Origin of the sequence: Bacillus songklensis (genome assembly GCF_042649685.1) — a bacterium.
Taxonomy (GTDB): domain Bacteria; phylum Bacillota; class Bacilli; order Bacillales; family Bacillaceae_H; genus Bacillus_BA; species Bacillus_BA songklensis.
Genome location: NZ_JBHRZT010000020.1, coordinates 1 through 17,314, shown reverse-complemented (window position 1 = coordinate 17,314; position 17,314 = coordinate 1). Strand labels below are relative to the sequence as shown.

The 17,314-nt window shown below is 40.8% G+C and carries 15 protein-coding genes; all 15 read left to right on the top strand.

The genetic code is table 11. From position 1 onward, the window contains the following. Positions 1-10: 10 nt before the first annotated feature. Entirely contained in the window at positions 11-991 is a 981-nt protein-coding gene (locus tag ACFOU2_RS03090; protein ID WP_377912086.1) for a polysaccharide deacetylase family protein, read from the top strand. 11 nt (positions 992-1,002) lie between these two features. Further along, on the top strand, positions 1,003-2,247 hold the full coding sequence (locus ACFOU2_RS03085) for a M16 family metallopeptidase (protein ID WP_377912084.1): 1,245 nt from the start codon (positions 1,003-1,005) through the stop codon (positions 2,245-2,247). 155 nt (positions 2,248-2,402) lie between these two features. After that, entirely contained in the window at positions 2,403-2,651 is a 249-nt protein-coding gene (locus ACFOU2_RS03080; RefSeq protein WP_377912082.1) for a YlmC/YmxH family sporulation protein, read from the top strand. Between the two features lie 264 nt (positions 2,652-2,915). Next, positions 2,916-3,818, top strand: a complete 903-nt coding sequence (gene dpaA / locus ACFOU2_RS03075; RefSeq protein WP_377912080.1) for a dipicolinic acid synthetase subunit A — start codon at positions 2,916-2,918, stop codon at positions 3,816-3,818. After that, a complete protein-coding gene (locus tag ACFOU2_RS03070) occupies positions 3,815-4,417 on the top strand; it encodes a dipicolinate synthase subunit B (protein WP_377912078.1) in 603 nt (200 codons plus the stop codon). Before dpaA ends, ACFOU2_RS03070 begins: the two co-directional genes overlap by 4 nt. Before the next feature lie 215 nt (positions 4,418-4,632). Then, entirely contained in the window at positions 4,633-5,679 is a 1,047-nt protein-coding gene (gene asd, locus ACFOU2_RS03065) for an aspartate-semialdehyde dehydrogenase (RefSeq protein ID WP_377912076.1), read from the top strand. A 36-nt stretch (positions 5,680-5,715) separates the two neighbouring features. Then, the gene (gene dapG / locus ACFOU2_RS03060) at positions 5,716-6,945 is read left to right on the top strand and encodes an aspartate kinase (RefSeq protein ID WP_377912074.1); all 1,230 of its coding nucleotides are present in this window, start codon (positions 5,716-5,718) and stop codon (positions 6,943-6,945) included. Between the two features lie 15 nt (positions 6,946-6,960). Continuing rightward, on the top strand, positions 6,961-7,833 hold the full coding sequence (gene dapA / locus ACFOU2_RS03055; protein ID WP_377912072.1) for a 4-hydroxy-tetrahydrodipicolinate synthase: 873 nt from the start codon (positions 6,961-6,963) through the stop codon (positions 7,831-7,833). Positions 7,834-8,102: 269 nt separating this feature from the next. After that, entirely contained in the window at positions 8,103-9,764 is a 1,662-nt protein-coding gene (locus tag ACFOU2_RS03050; protein WP_377912070.1) for a ribonuclease J, read from the top strand. Positions 9,765-10,047: 283 nt separating this feature from the next. Continuing rightward, positions 10,048-10,779 carry a ClpP family protease gene (locus ACFOU2_RS03045; RefSeq protein ID WP_377913544.1) on the top strand — a complete coding sequence of 244 codons (732 nt, stop codon included), beginning with the start codon at positions 10,048-10,050 and terminating at the stop codon, positions 10,777-10,779. Then, a complete protein-coding gene (locus tag ACFOU2_RS03040; RefSeq protein WP_377912068.1) occupies positions 10,776-10,991 on the top strand; it encodes a YlzJ-like family protein in 216 nt (71 codons plus the stop codon). The genes ACFOU2_RS03045 and ACFOU2_RS03040 overlap by 4 nt, the downstream gene beginning before the upstream one ends. 341 nt (positions 10,992-11,332) lie before the next feature. Beyond that, positions 11,333-13,672, top strand: a complete 2,340-nt coding sequence (locus ACFOU2_RS03035; protein WP_377912066.1) for a DNA translocase FtsK — start codon at positions 11,333-11,335, stop codon at positions 13,670-13,672. Between the two features lie 369 nt (positions 13,673-14,041). Next, positions 14,042-14,767, top strand: a complete 726-nt coding sequence (locus ACFOU2_RS03030) for a GntR family transcriptional regulator (RefSeq protein WP_377912064.1) — start codon at positions 14,042-14,044, stop codon at positions 14,765-14,767. A gap of 142 nt (positions 14,768-14,909) precedes the next feature. Next, complete coding sequence (locus ACFOU2_RS03025) at positions 14,910-16,001, top strand: BMP family lipoprotein (protein WP_377912062.1); 1,092 nt, start codon at positions 14,910-14,912, stop codon at positions 15,999-16,001. 235 nt (positions 16,002-16,236) lie between these two features. After that, positions 16,237-17,314 (top strand): ABC transporter ATP-binding protein (locus tag ACFOU2_RS03020; protein WP_377912060.1); only part of this gene is annotated, 1,078 nt, incomplete at its 3' end.

Genomic DNA, 17,314 nt, shown 5'->3' with positions numbered 1-17,314 from the left:
GGAAGCATAAATGAAGGGAATGACAATTCAGCTGTTCGCTTTTAGCGTTGTATTGGTTATAACATACGGTACCGTTCAAAACCCTTACACATCCTATTATATCAATGATTTAAAAGCTGAAGCACTGCCTGTCGCCAGGGAGACGAGCGATTTATATGAACAAATTAAAGAAAAAGCAAAAAACTATGAAATTGAACCTGAAAATGCTAAAGTTGATAGAGTGTGGAAACTTATTCCGGGGTATAATGGCTTAAAGGTGGATATAAAGGCTTCCTATGACAACATGAAAAAAACCGGATCATTTGATGAATCGAAGCTGATCTATAAACAGGTTCCTCCAACCGTCCATTTGAAGGATTTGCCGCCGACACCCATTTATAAAGGACATCCGGAAAAACCAATGGTGTCATTCATTATCAATGTAGCGTGGGGGAACGAATATATTCCGCAAATATTAGAAACATTAAAAAAACATCATGTAAAAGCAACGTTTTTCCTGGAAGGAAGATGGGCAAAGAACAATCCCGATATGGCCAAAATGATTGTTGCTGCCGGTCATGAAATCGGAAACCATTCTTTTTCTCATCCGAACATGAAAATAATAAGCGAAAACCAAATAAAAGATGAACTTCAGAAAACGAATGATGTCATTCAATCAGTCACAGGAGAAACGTGTAAATGGTTTGCTCCTCCAAGCGGAAGTTATCGCCAGGAAGTGGTCGATATTGCATCACAGATGAAAATGGGAACAATTATGTGGAGTGTAGACACAATTGACTGGCAAAAGCCCCAGCCTCACATACTAATCGAACGTGTCATCACAAAAATTCATCCTGGAGCTCTGGTACTGATGCACCCGACAGAATCGACGGCAAAGGCTCTCGATCAATTGGTGAATGAAATTAAACAAAAAGGCTACAGCCTGGGGGATGTTTCGACTTTGTTAAGTGAAGAGCGAATCATTAAAAAACAAGCTGTTCAAAAGAGATAGGAGGCACTAGCTTGATAAAACGATATACTTGTCAAAATGGTGTAAGAATCGTATTAGAAAATATCCCAACTGTTCGCTCAGTCGCAATTGGAATTTGGATCGGAACGGGATCCCGCAATGAAACGCCTGAACTCAATGGAGTTTCCCACTTTTTGGAGCATATGTTTTTTAAGGGAACGAAAACGCGTTCAGCACGTGAAATTGCGGAAAGCTTTGACCGAATTGGAGGTCAAGTGAATGCGTTTACGTCTAAGGAGTATACATGTTATTATGCCAAAGTACTAGATGAGCATGCCGATCACGCACTTGACGTGCTGGCAGACATGTTTTTCAACTCCGTTTTTGACGAAGAAGAGCTGAAGCGTGAGAAAAATGTTGTCTATGAGGAAATCAAAATGTATGAAGATACGCCGGATGATATTGTCCATGACTTGTTAAGTAAGGCTGCTTATGAGTCTCATCCGCTTGGTTATCCGATTTTAGGGACGGAGAAAACATTAGACACGTTTACCGGAGATACGCTTCGCCAATATATGAATGAAACATACATACCGGAAAATGTTGTCATCTCAATAGCTGGAAATGTGGAAGAGAGCTTCATTAAAAAAGCGGAACAATATTTCGGTTCTTATGAAACCGGTCATGAGCCTAAAACATTTGTGACCCCGGAATTTCATCCGAATAAGCTCGCGCGTAAAAAAGAAACAGAGCAGGCTCATTTATGCCTTGGATTCAAAGGACTAAAAATTGGCGCCGATGATGTATACAGCTTAATTGTCCTTAATAATATTTTAGGCGGTAGCATGAGCAGCCGTTTGTTCCAAGATGTTCGTGAACAACGCGGCCTAGCTTATTCCGTGTTCTCCTATCACTCTGCATATCGTGATACCGGAATGGTAACGATTTATGGGGGGACGGGAAGCAATCAACTCGATATGTTGTATGACACGGTTCAAGAGACACTCTACCAGTTAAAAGATCAGGGAATTACAGAAAAAGAGCTGCATAACAGCAAGGAGCAATTAAAAGGAAACCTCATGCTTAGCCTGGAAAGCACCAACAGCCGTATGAGCCGGAACGGAAAAAATGAACTTCTTCTGAGGCAGCATCGTTCATTGGATGAGATTATTGATCTTGTAAACAATGTCACAAAAGAAAGTGTAGATAAGCTGGCAAGAGATATTTTTACAGATACGTTTGCGCTCTCGTTGATCAGTCCGAGCGGGGAAATGCCAAAAGGACTTCAAACAAAATGATGAGCTAATGAACAGGTACTGCAATGCTGACAGTACCTGTTTCATTTCAAGGGGCTCTTTTTTCAAAAGAGCCCCTTGAAATGAAATTAAGGTGTCTTAAAATGTTAGCCTCTTTTATAAAATAGTTAATAAAAGAACAAAAGGGGTGTGTAAATATGCGCTTAAGCGAATTGAGTGGAAAAGAAATCGTCGATGTGAAAAAAGCGGAACGGCTCGGTGTGCTCGGGCAGACAGACCTGGAAATTAATGAGCAAACGGGCCAAATTAATGCTCTTATTATTCCGTCCGTCAAATGGTTTGGATTCAAGCGGCAAGGAAACGAGATTCGTGTCCCGTGGAGCCATATCAAGAAAATTGGCTCTGATATGATTATCATTGACATTGAGGATTATATGGCAGAGTAGCGGGAATATGGGTCCAAGCGGAATGAATCATGCAAAATATTTAAGTTGGATTGACAGAGTGTATATGACATGATGGTATATTTTAAGGGATACAGCCCAATCACATGCTTTTCCATGGTTGGGCTGTATCCCTTTTTTAATTTTCAATAATGGCTAGTCAACGTTTCACCGATTCTTTTGTTTACACATACAATGTGGAAGTAGCAGAGGCTATTGGGCACTTGTGAACATTCACATATATCATAAAAGAAGGTGGATAACAAGATGTTGACGGATATGCACATCGCAGTAATCGGCGGTGATGCCAGACAGCTAGAAGTAATTCGAAAATTGATAGAATTGGACGCCAAAATTTCTCTTGTCGGTTTTGACCAACTTGATCACGGTTTTGCTGGAGCGACTAAATATCAAATCCATGAAGTAGATTTCTCTCAAATCGATGCCATCATTCTGCCTGTGCGCGGCGTAAACCATGAGGGTCAAATCGATACCATTTTTTCTAATGAAAAAGTGTACTTAAAAGAAGAGATGTTAGGCTCAACACCTGAATACTGCACTGTTTATTCTGGCATCAGCAATGACTATTTAAATATGCTTGTTCAAAATACAAACCGTAAACTCATTCAATTATTTGAGCGAGATGATGTTGCCATCTACAATTCAATTCCAACGGTTGAAGGAACTATTATGCTAGCTATTCAACATACCGATTTTACCATTCACGGCTCAAATGTTGCAGTATTGGGTTTGGGAAGAGTTGGAATGAGTGTAGCCCGCACTTTTGCAGCTCTTGGAGCCAACGTAAAAGTTGGAGCGAGAAAATCTCAGCACCTTGCTCGGATTACAGAGATGGCCTTAACTCCTTTTCATTTGGACCGGTTAGCGAATGAAATTTCAAACATTGATATTTGTATTAACACAATCCCTTATCAAGTACTGACAGCCAATGTCATTTCCAAGATGCCTTCCCATTCCCTCATTATTGATTTAGCTTCCAAACCGGGAGGAACCGATTTTCGTTATGCTGAAAAGCGAGGAATCAAAGCAATGCTTGCTCCAAGCTTACCTGGTATTGTAGCACCAAAGACAGCCGGCCAAATTGTGGCAAATGTTCTCTGTGAATTATTATCTGAGGATTTAGATAAAAGAAAGGGGAATCAGCCATGATGTTAAAAGGAAAGCGTATTGGATTCGGGTTAACGGGATCTCATTGTACGTACGAGGAGGTAATGCCAGAACTCGAAAAACTCGTTAATTTGGGGGCCGAAGTGGTACCGGTCGTTTCCTACACAGTCCAAACGACTGATACACGTTTCGGCAACGGTGAAGACTGGATTAAAAAAGTGGAAGAAATTACAGGAAACAAAGTAATCGATACCATCGTTAAAGCTGAACCGATGGGACCGAAAATTCCAGTAGACTGCATGGTTATCGCACCAATGACAGGAAATTCATTGAGTAAGCTTGCGAACGCGATGAATGAATCACCGGTATTGATGGCGGCAAAAGCTACCATGAGAAATCATAAGCCCGTTGTATTAGGGATATCGACAAATGACGCCCTTGGTTTAAATGGGGTAAACATTATGCGTTTAATGGCCGCCAAAAATATTTATTTCATCCCATTCGGCCAAGATGCCCCTGAACAAAAGCCAAACTCAATGGTGGCACGTATGAGCTTATTAACCGATACAGTGATAGCTGCACTTGAAGGTAAACAACTTCAACCGGTGATTATTGAAAAATTTCGCGATAGCGAAAGCTAAATCATATTGTTAGAATAGTATATAGTAAGATTATACACGCCTCCTGTGTTACAATGATTGTAATGTGGGAGGCTTCCCATGCGTTAAAGAAGAGAAATTTATAAAATCACATCTTTTTTAACGCAATAGTATGATAAAATAGTCCATATTATTTTTAAAATTAAATGATAATAAATCTAGTTGCTGTTGAATGAAAACAGTTGGAGGCGAATGATATGACAAAACAATCCGGGTTACATGTAGCTGTAGTAGGAGCAACAGGTGCGGTTGGGCAGCAAATGATTGCAACATTAGAAGAAAGAGATTTTCCTATTGGTAAACTAACGCTGTTATCGTCAGCGCGTTCAGCAGGAAAGAAAGTCTTATTTAAAGGGGAAGAAGTAACAGTTCAAGAAGCGAAGCCAGAGAGCTTTGAAGGAGTCAATATTGCATTATTTAGCGCAGGCGGCAGTATTTCGAAAGAATTAGCGCCGGAAGCCGTTAAACGTGGAGCGATTGTAGTAGATAATACAAGTGCATTCCGTATGGATGAAAATACACCGCTTGTTGTGCCCGAAGTAAACGAAGGGGACATTAAAGAGCATAACGGCATTATTGCCAATCCGAACTGCTCAACCATTCAAATGGTAGCGGCCTTAGAACCGCTTCGTCAAGAGTTTGGGTTACAACGAGTTATTGTTTCCACTTATCAGGCGGTATCAGGTGCAGGTGCTGTAGCAATCGAAGAATTAAAAGAACAGTCAAAAGCAATTTTAAACGATGAACCGTTTACTCCGGAAGTATTACCTGTGAAGAGTGAAGAAAAGCATTATCAAATTGCTTTTAACGCCATCCCTCAAATTGATAAGTTCCAAGATAACGGTTTTACGTTTGAAGAAATGAAAATGATTAATGAAACGAAAAAAATCATGCATATGCCTGAACTTGAAGTGGCAGCGACATGCGTGCGCTTACCGGTTGTGACGGGCCACTCCGAGTCTGTGTATATCGAATTAGAGCAAGATGGTGTAACGGTAGAACAAGTAAAACAATTGCTTGCCCACGCGCCGGGTATCGTATTACAAGACGATCCGGCAAACCAAGTATATCCAATGCCTGCTGACTGTGTAGGAAAACGGGAAGTATTTGTTGGACGTATCCGAAAAGACCTAAATAAAGATAATGGCTTTCATATGTGGGTTGTTTCTGATAACTTATTAAAAGGCGCTGCATGGAACTCTGTACAGATTGCCGAATCATTAATTAAGCTCGGACTTGTATAATAAAACATGAAGCGGGCTAACGAGGTGTAAGCAAGTATGAAAATCATCGTTCAGAAATTTGGTGGTACATCAGTTCGCGACGAAAAAGGACGTGATTTAGCTTATAAGCACATCCGAAGAGCGCTAAGTGAAGGATATAAAGTAGTCGTAGTTGTATCAGCCATGGGAAGAAAAGGCGAGCCGTATGCAACGGATACACTCCTTTCGCTTGTAGGCGGAAATCAAGCGTTGTTAAGTAAACGAGAACTCGATATGTTAATGTCGTGTGGAGAATTAATCTCTTCAGTTGTGTTTACAAACCTTCTAAATGGTCGCGGGGTTAAAGCAGCAGCTTTAAACGGTGCACAGGCTGGCTTTTTGACAAACAGCGATTTCAACAATGCTAAAATCATTGAGATGAAGTGCGGCCGTTTATTGGAAGAATTAGAATACCATGATGTTGTGGTCGTCGCCGGTTTTCAGGGAGCAACTGAAAATGGGGATATGACAACGCTAGGACGAGGAGGCAGCGATACATCTGCTTCAGCGCTTGGTGCAGCCTTGAATGCAGAGTTTATTGATATTTTTACAGATGTAGAAGGAGTGATGACGGCGGATCCGCGCATTGTGGAAGATGCAAGGCCTCTTTCCGTCGTCACCTATAATGAAATCTGTAACATGGCTTATCAAGGAGCCAAAGTGATTCATCCGCGTGCAGTAGAGATTGCGATGCAGGCGAAAGTGCCGATTCGTGTACGCTCTACTTATTCGGAGTCTGAAGGGACACTAGTGACATCCCAGGCAAACGCCAGACAAAGGGGAAGCGATGTTCAAGAACGACTGGTCACAGGTATCGCTCATGTATTAGGCGTGACCCAAATTAAAGTGTTTGCCAAAGAAGGTCACTATGACTTGCAGGCAGAAGTGTTTAAAGCAATGGCAAATGAACAAATCAGTGTAGATTTTATCAACATTTCGCCGAAAGGCGTTGTGTATACTGTTACCAATGACGTTACGGATAGGGCAATTGGTGTTTTAAGAGAACTTGGTTATGAACCTGTTGTCACGAGACATTGTGCGAAAGTATCGACCGTGGGTGCAGGGATGACCGGAATGCCCGGAGTAGCAGCTAAAATTGTAGGTGCTTTATCAGAACGAGGCATTCAAATTTTACAATCTGCGGACAGCCATACAACGATTTGGGTATTGGTAAAAGAAGACGACTTAAAAGAAGCAGTAAATGCCCTTCACGCTGCTTTTGAACTCTCAAAGGCAGGAAACGAATAATGAGGGAGTGGAAATATGATTAACTTCGGGAAAGTGTCGACCGCCATGGTTACGCCTTTTGACCATAAAGGGAATATCGATTTTCCTAAAACAACCAAGCTTGTCAATTATTTAATTGAAAACGGCACCGATTCATTGGTGATTGCTGGAACAACCGGTGAATCTCCTACTTTATCAACAGAAGAAAAATTAGCTTTATTTCGCCATGTTGTAGAGGTAGTAGACGGACGAGTACCTGTTATTGCGGGTACGGGAAGCAATAACACATATGCCTCCATCGAATTGACAAAAAAAGCGGAAGAAACCGGTGTGGATGCCATTATGCTGGTGGCACCATACTATAATAAGCCAAACCAGGAAGGACTTTATCAACACTTTAAAACGATTGCCGAAAGCACATCCCTGCCTGTCATGCTTTATAACGTTCCGGGGCGTGCTGTCACAAATATTGCTGCCGATACGGTTATAAAGCTATCTAAACTCCCAAATGTCGTAGCCGTTAAAGAAGCAAGCGGTGACCTTGATGCGATGACTGAAATCATTGCTAACACAGACGAGGATTTTGCGTTATACAGCGGCGATGATGCTTTGACATTGCCCGTATTGGCGATTGGCGGTAATGGAATTATATCGGTGGCCTCTCATATCATCGGCAATGAAATGCAAGAGATGATCAAAGATTTTGAAAACGGCGAATTAGCAAAAGCCGCGAAGGCACATCAAAAGCTGCTGCCGATCATGAAGGCACTATTTGCGGCACCTAGCCCAACGCCTGTTAAAACAGCTTTACAGTTAAAAGGATTAGATGTTGGCTCTGTCCGTCTTCCGCTTGTTCCGTTATCCGAGGAAGAGCGCACGGTATTAACAGGTATTCTTCAATCCATTTAAAATAAGTAGTTCTTCTAAAAAGGAACCGTCATAAGAAGCAGGTGTCATACGCTTCTTTGACGGTTTCTTTCTTTTTAGAAACATTCTTTTCTTATAATGATAGCGAAACGACTACCATCATACATCAGGCCATTAAGTCTGAAAAGACAATAATCCCCCATTTTATAAAACGGGGGATTATTGTCTTGTATTCTAAATATTTCATCAGTTATAATGATATCAAGTGACTTTGAGCGGGCTATGTCATTCTAGGAGGGCAAGTATTCATTATGAAAAAGACAGAAAATATTAAAGTATATGCACTAGGTGGAGTAGGGGAAGTCGGAAAAAACATGTATGGGGTTGAAGTAGACGGTGACATTTTTCTTGTGGATGCGGGATTGATGTTTCCTGAAGATGAGATGCTCGGTATTGATATTGTCATTCCTGATATTACCTATTTAATTGAGCGTAAAGAGCGGGTCAAAGCCATCTTTCTTACCCATGGCCATGAAGATCATATCGGCGGACTTCCTTTCATTCTTAAGAGATTGGACGTGCCTATTTACGGAACGAAATTGACGATTGCATTGGTAAAAGAGCGGTTAGACGAGTACAGGGTCACGAAAAATCATTTACTGCGTGTCATTGATCCGGATGAGGTTATAAGTTTCGATGGAGTGGATGTTTCTTTCTTTCGAACGAATCACAGTATTCCAGACTCTATTGGAATATGTATTCATACGTCGGAAGGTGCCATTGTACATACGGGAGATTTCAAATTCGATCAAACACCGGTAGGAGCGTATAAAGCAGATATCGGCAGGATGGCTGAGATTGGAAATAAAGGTGTTTTATACTTGTTATCTGATAGTACGAATGCAGAACGTCCCGGCCATTCAAGCTCAGAGGCCATTGTGGGACAAGAGATTTCAGATGCTTTTTATAATGCGACAGGCCGAATGATTATTGCGACCCATGCTTCCAATGTAAACCGCATTCAACAAGTAATTGAAGCAGCGAAAAAACATGAACGTAAAATAGCGGTCGTTGGCCGAAACATGTGGCGTGTGATTGAAATTGCAATGGAGCTTGGCCATATAGAGGAAACAAAAGATATGTTCATTTCCCCACAGGATATCGAGAAATATCCGAAGCACGAAGTGGCTGTTTTAACGACGGGAAGTCAAGGAGAGCCGATTGCTGCTTTGGCGAGAATGGCTAAGCAAGTGCATAAATTAGTGAATATTGAAGAAGGGGACACGGTATTAATAGCGGCAACGCCTGTTCCGGGTAATGAAACTTCTTTTTCAAAAACGATTGATTTAATCTTCCGTGCAGGGGCGAATGTTCTATACAGCAAAAAGCTCGTGCAGCATTCCGATCATGGCCATCAAGAAGAGCTTAAACTTATGCTCAATTTAATGCGACCAAAGTATTTTATTCCAGTTCATGGGGAGTATCGCATGCAAACAGCACATGCTAGATTGGCAGAATCGGTAGGCATAGCTCCATCCCATGTGTTTGTACTGGAAAAAGGAGACGTAGTAGAATTTAAGAACGGCCAAGTCCATACAGGAGGGAAAGTGCCGGCTGGCAACACATTAATTGATGGTCTTGGTATCGGTGACGTAGGGAATATCGTGTTGAGAGATCGCCGCCTTCTTTCCCAGGATGGAATTTTAATTGTCGTGGTGACGATTGATAAGCAGCGTAAGCAAATTGCAGCTGGTCCTGAAATCCTTTCCCGCGGATTTGTATATGTTCGTGAATCGGAACAATTGCTTGAAGAAGCTACCGGCATTGTGAAACAAATATTAGATAAATGCATGAAAGAGCAAATGATTGAATGGTCTTCTTTAAAGTCAAGTATGCGTGAAATTCTCAATCAATTTTTATTTGAAAAAACAAAACGAAAACCAATGATTCTACCAATCATTATGGAAGTGTAAGCAAGAAAGCTCAAAGTCAAAAGGGATTTAAAAAGTGTCAGCCAGACACTTTTTAAATCCCTTTTTTATTGTTTCATACGTTTTTTAGAGAACAACGTTTGTTTTTGGATCATTTTGATGAACGGATATGTTATGCGCATTTTGCTTTAGCTTATTGAAAGGATGGAAACCGGCATGTTTCATCAATCTTAACGATAAAGGGACAAGTATGAAAAAGTAATTGAAGCCCATAATAACAATATTAAGATTGGAAAGGGGAAAAAGCATGACTGAACAACCAAATATGCAACCTCAGCAAGAAAATCCCGAAAAGAAGGAAGTAAATAAAAGCGAAGTCGTAGAAAAGCTTCAGCAGCTTGGACAGACGAATGTTCCACAAATGTCACAGGATTCTAAAATTCACTGCTTAACGATTGTAGGCCAGATCGAAGGCCATGTACAGTTACCGCCTCAAAATAAAACAACAAAATATGAGCATGTTATTCCACAAATTGTTGCCATTGAACAAAATCCAAATATCGAGGGACTGCTTGTTATTTTAAATACCGTCGGCGGCGATGTGGAGGCTGGTTTAGCAATTTCTGAAATGCTTGCTTCTCTATCAAAGCCGACGGTTTCCATTGTATTGGGAGGAGGACATTCCATCGGGGTGCCGATAGCGGTTTCTACCGACTATTCGTTCATTGCCAGAACGGCGACAATGACGATTCATCCTGTTCGCTTAACGGGTTTAGTCATTGGAGTACCTCAAACGTTTGAGTATTTAGATAAAATGCAGGAGCGTGTCGTGCAATTCGTCGTTCAACACTCAAATATTTCAGAAGAAAAGTTTAAAGAGTTAATGTTTTCAAAAGGAAATTTAACACGGGACATCGGGACAAATGTTGTGGGATCTGATGCGGTGGAATATGGATTAATTGATGAAGTTGGAGGAGTGGGTGAAGCCATCCGAAAGCTCAATGAATTAATTGAACAACATGGACAATTGAAAGAAGGGAATCAATTATTACAATGATACTTTATACGATGATGCCTCAAGAACTGGTGTTTCCGATGGATATGAGTATATATGGCAAGCAAAAAGTCATTGATATCAATGGTTTGTCTATGATTGTCATGGAAAATGATCAAAAGCAGTATGAAGTGGTTCGCTTGTTGAGCACAAACCCGCAGGATTATTTAAATAATCGATACTATCCTGGACAGATTATAAACGCATCTTTCTAATCGTCTCTACATGTAACATGAGGAAAATTATGATATAATAACATATAAACAGTCTCATTATACAGCCTTAAGTGGCTGTTTTTTTTATTAAAGGATTTGTTAAAGTATCATGTAGGTGTTCGCTATTTTTGGCTCATTCGTGCGACATATCTTAACATGGCTTTATTAAGAAGCGGTTGTCTCAAAACCAGATAACGATGGGGCTGCCTGATGAGACGGGCCTTCTTTTGTATATAAATTGTCGGCTCAAATAGGAAGGTCTATTCCATACATAACGAGAAAATAAAAATAGGAAGTTTTAGATTTATGAGACAACCTCATGAAGTGATTGGAGTGAAAGAATGGCAAAACAAAAAAAGAGAAGTGAAGCAAAGAAAGAGGAATGGAAACGAATAATTCGCTTTGAATTAACGGGCTTATTATTGTTTGCCATCTCTTGTATTGCGATGGCAAACCTCGGGGTTGTCGGCCGTTCCCTCGCGCTGTTCTTCCGCCTATTTACAGGAGAATGGTACATGGTAAGCTTGCTTGCTTTACTCATTTTATCAATTTTTATCATTTTCAAGCTGCGCTGGCCAAGGCTCGTGACAAGGCAGCTTATAGGCGTATATATTATATTCGCCGCTATTTTATTATTAAGCCATGTGAAGTTGTTTGAAAACTTATCAAGGGACGGGGCTTTTGCCCATCCGTCTGTTATTTTAAATACATGGGATTTGTTCTTGCTGGAGGCAAAAGGTCAGTCTGTTCCCCGTGATCTTGGAGGAGGAATGATCGGGGCTGTTTTGTTTGCGGCTTTTTATTACTTATTTGATTCATTAGGCACCGAGTTTTTTGCCTTTATCATGATAATCATTGGTTTTATCCTTGTTACAGGAAGATCGCTGCGTGAAACACTTTATAAGCTGTTATCCCCGGTCCTTTCATTTCTTGTAAGCGAAACAAAAGAAGGCTTGCTTGATATAAAAGATTGGCTGCAGCGGCTGAAAAACAAACGGAAGAAACCAAAGCGCAAAAAGAAACCGTCCATTCCTAAAGAGCCGGAGGTAGAGGAAGAAACGGACGAGGCATATGAGCAGTTGGAAGTTTCACAGCCCCCTATCATTGAACACTTTGATAAAGAATCTGTAACAGAAGAAGATCTGCAGCCTCTTCCTGCCGAGAAGATAACAGAAGTGAAGACTGTTCCAAAACATGAAGAGCCGAAGGAGGAAGAGAAACCCCCAGTCATGAGCTTTATCGAAGAGGAGAACACCAAGTATGAACTGCCACCGATAAACTTATTGAAGATGCCGAAAAAGAGCAACCAGGCAAAAGAGCATAAAAATATATATTCAAATGCCCAAAAATTGGAAAAAACTTTTCAAAGCTTTGGAGTAAAGGCAAAAGTGGCAAAAGTTCATCTTGGTCCGGCTGTTACGAAATATGAGGTATATCCCGACGTAGGGGTAAAAGTGAGTAAAATCGTTAATTTAAGTGATGATTTAGCCTTGGCGCTCGCGGCAAAAGACATACGTATTGAGGCTCCGATCCCTGGTAAATCTGCAGTTGGAATTGAAGTGCCAAATGAAGAAGTAGCGATGGTCTCGCTCCGGGAAGTGTTGGAATCGAAAGAAAACAACCGTCCAGATGCAAAGCTCCTCATTGGCCTTGGACGTGATATTTCAGGTGAAGCCGTGTTGGCTGAGCTAAACAAAATGCCCCACTTACTTGTGGCTGGTGCAACGGGAAGCGGAAAAAGTGTGTGCATTAATGGGATTATTGTCAGTTTGTTAATGCGAACAAAACCTCATGAAGTCAAACTGATGATGATTGATCCGAAGATGGTTGAATTGAACATGTACAATGGCATTCCGCATTTGTTAGCTCCGGTTGTCACTGATCCAAAGAAAGCGTCACAGGCGTTAAAACGAGTGGTAAGTGAAATGGAGAGACGATATGAGCTGTTTTCCCATACCGGCACACGTAACATTGAGGGATACAATGAACACGTGAAACGACATAATCAAGAATCGGAAGCCAAACAGCCATTATTACCTTATATTGTCGTGATTGTGGATGAGCTCGCCGATTTAATGATGGTTGCTTCTTCTGATGTAGAAGACTCAATCACTCGTTTAGCGCAAATGGCACGCGCTGCCGGGATTCATTTGATTATTGCAACACAGCGTCCATCTGTAGATGTGATCACAGGGGTCATTAAAGCGAATATTCCGTCGCGTATTGCATTTAGTGTTTCTTCTCAAACGGATTCACGTACAATTTTAGATATGGGCGGAGCAGAAAAACTGCTCGGCCGAGGAGATATGCTGTTCCTTCCTGTCGGGGCATCCAAACCCGTCCGTGTGCAGGGAAACTTTCTATCAGATGAAGAAGTGGAAGAAGTTGTAGATTTTGTCATCTCTCAACAAAAAGCACAATACCAAGAAGATATGATTCCGAAAGATACACCGGAATCGGAAGATGACTTTGAGGATGATTTATACGATGAAGCGGTTCAGCTCGTCGTGGAAATGCAGACAGCGTCTGTTTCAATGTTGCAGCGCCGCTTCCGAATCGGATATAACCGGGCTGCAAGACTTATCGATGCAATGGAAGTCCGCGGTGTCGTCGGTCCTTATGAGGGCAGCAAGCCGCGTTCCGTACTCATTTCTCCATCAAATGAAGAAGTGAGCTCATAATGGTTAAGGTGTTGAACAAAGGGATTTGCTCTTTTTCAACACCTTTTTTATACTAAGACAGGGTAAGCGACAAAATGATAGTGAAAGTATGAAATCTAAATGTGTTATACTAATTAAGATTTGTATTTCCGAAAAATAGATGTACGTACCTCTTTTGTGTCGAAAATATGAAAAAATGATATTTTATAAAAGTTTTTAGAGGAAAAGAAAATACCCTTTTTACAAATATGCAACATTGTTAAGGTTTTTTTAACAAAATGAATATAACCTATTTATTTATGTGTTGAAAAATGATATAGTATTTTCGATTAAAAGTACTAGTCAAACATCAGAGGTCTGATGACATAAAACGATAGTGGGGGAAACTATATGTCTATTAAGGCAGATAGTCGACATTTGTATTTGCAAGTGATTGACAGAATTAAACAATTAATTGAGGAAGGGACTTATAAAGAAAGAGAAAAGTTGCCTTCAGAGTTTGATTTATCAAAGCAATTAGGAGTAAGCCGTGCAACTTTAAGAGAAGCATTGCGGATTTTGGAAGAAGAAAATATTGTAGTCCGCAGGCACGGTGTCGGTACATTTGTGAATACCCGCCCTACTTTCACATCAGGAATTGAGCAATTAAACAGTGTTACACATATGATTCAGCAGGCTGGGATGACACCGGGGACAGTTTTTATCTCGTCACATGTTCAAAGGCCCACTGAAGATGATATGCGCCGCTTTAATTGTTCAGAAAATGATGACATCTTGTACGTAGAGCGTGTGAGAACAGCCGACGGAGAGCCTGTTGTATATTGTGTTGACAAAGTATTGAAGAAGTATTTACCTAAACAATTTTCACATGAAAAAGAATCTTTATTAGATATTTTAAATGATCAGTCAGGTAAATATATTTCCTATGCGGTCGCACAAATTGAGCCTCTTGGTTATCATGAAAAGGTTTCGCCAGTGCTGGAATGTGAACCGGAAACGGCATTGCTGGCGTTGAAGCAAATGCATTATGATCAAAATGATGAGCCCATTTTGTATTCATTAAACTATTTTAAAGCGGATAAGTTTAGTTTCCATGTTTTAAGAAAAAGAGTTTAATTTTTTTAATAAGAATGATCAGAAGATTAATAATTGGAAGTGGATGCGCTTTGAAGGAGGTGAATGTTACATAAGTAAATAAATGGATTCATTTTTTTTATGATTGTAACACTTAATCCAACTATTTCTGGGGGTCATACAAATGAAAAAACGTAAAGCTGGCTTAGCCTTATCGCTTGTGTTAGCAGCAGGCACATTATTAAGTGCATGTGGATCAAGCGAAGAGGCAGCGAAATCCGGAGGCAGTGAAAAAGCTGCAAACTTTAAAGTCGGTATGGTAACAGATACAGGCGGTGTTGATGATAAATCATTCAACCAATCAGCATGGGAAGGTTTAACGAAGTTCGGCCAGGAAAATAACTTGGAAGAAGGAAAAGGGTATAAATACCTTCAATCTACTGAACAAGCTGAATATGAACCGAATTTGGCGAAATTTTCCGATGCTGGATATGACTTAACATATGGTATTGGTTTCTTATTAGAAGATGCGGTTCAAAAAGTGGCAGAACAAAATAAAGATGCACACTTCGCATTAGTGGACAGCTTATTAATGGATGACAAATTCCAACCAGTCTTTTTAGATAACGTAACGAATATCACATTCCGTGAAGAGCAAGGCTCATTCCTTGTAGGGGTTGTAGCTGCGAAGCATACAAAATCAAACAAAATCGGCTTCATTGGCGGTGTTAACTCTCCATTAATCAAAAAGTTTGAAAATGGATTTAAAGCAGGTGTAAAAGCCGTAAATCCTCAAGCTGAAGTGTTTGTCCAATACGCAGAAAACTTCAACGCTCCTGAAAAAGGTGCAACCATTGCTTCTGCGATGTATGACAAAGGTGCAGACATTATTTATCATGCTGCCGGCGGCACTGGTAATGGTGTATTCACGGAAGCGAAAAACCGTAAAAAGGCTGGAAAAGAAGTATGGGTTATCGGGGTTGACCGTGATCAGCATGAAGAAGGTATGCCGGAAAACGTAACATTAACATCAATGGTTAAACGCGTAGACGTAGCCGTATATGATGTAACAAAACGTGCAATGGAGGGTGACTTCCCGGGAGGTAAAGAAGTAGTATTCGGTCTTGAAGAAGATGGCGTGGGTATTGCTCCTACAACTGAGAACGTAAGCGAAGAAGCATTGAAATTAGTAGATGAGTGGGAACAAAAAATTTTAAAGGGTGAAGTGAAAGTTCCTGCAACAGATGAAGAGTTTGCAAGCTTTTCAGTAAAGTAATTCCAAGGGATTGGCAAGAACCCGTAAGGGGGCTTGCCAATCCCTTATGTAAAGAGGCTTTAACTAGCTTATAAAAAGCTCATTTGTTTCTAATAGGACAGTATGGATAGTTGATGGAGACTGAGCTTATCACGTAGTTAAGAGTGTTTCTTAAGAGACTCAGCATCTGCTGAGTTTTTTATTGTTAGAGTCTTTTTTTCTATTTTAGCCAAGTAACCTATGAGGAGTGAGTAGGTTGGAATATGTAATCGAAATGCTGAACATTCGGAAAGAGTTTCCGGGAATCGTGGCAAATGACAATATTACCTTGCAAGTAAAAAAAGGTGAAATTCATGCACTGTTAGGGGAAAACGGTGCAGGAAAATCTACGCTAATGAATGTATTGTTCGGTCTTTATCAGCCGGAGAAAGGTCAGATAAAAGTAAAAGGACAGGAAGTGAAAATTACTGATCCGAATGTGGCCAATCGTCTTGGAATCGGAATGGTGCACCAGCACTTTATGTTGGTGCAAAACTTCACCGTCACGGAAAATATCATTCTAGGAAGCGAACCGACAAAGGGCGGTAAAATCAATATTAAAGATGCAGCGAAAACGATTGAAGCACTATCAAAGCAATATGGTCTCGCGGTTGATCCATATGCGAAAATCGAAGATATTTCAGTTGGAATGCAGCAACGTGTTGAGATTTTAAAAACGCTGTATCGCGGTGCAGAGATTTTAATTTTTGATGAACCAACTGCTGCCTTAACACCGCAAGAAATTAAAGAGCTTATTGAGATTATGAAGCGTTTGATTCAAGAAGGAAAATCCATTATCCTTATTACTCATAAATTAAAGGAAATTATGGAGGTTTGCGACCGTTGTACGGTCATTCGTAAGGGAGTCGGAATTGGTACGGTGAATGTGGCCGAAACAAATCCGGACGAACTGGCCGCTCTAATGGTCGGACGGGAAGTGCACTTTAAAACGAAGAAGTCAGACTCCCGACCAACAGAAGATGTGCTGGTCATTAAAGATCTCACGGTGGAAGATGCCCGCGGAGTAAAAGCGATTAATGGGCTAAATTTAGCCGTTCGTGCAGGGGAAATTGTAGGAATCGCCGGTGTTGACGGAAACGGCCAGACAGAATTGATTGAAGCCATCACAGGTTTGAGAAAAGCAAAATCCGGTTCTGTCCAATTAAAAAATGAGGAACTAACATCCATGCCGACAAGAAAAATTACCGAGTCAGGCGTCGGGCACATTCCGCAGGATCGCCATAAACATGGACTTGTGTTGGACTACACAATCGGGGAGAACATGGCCCTGCAAA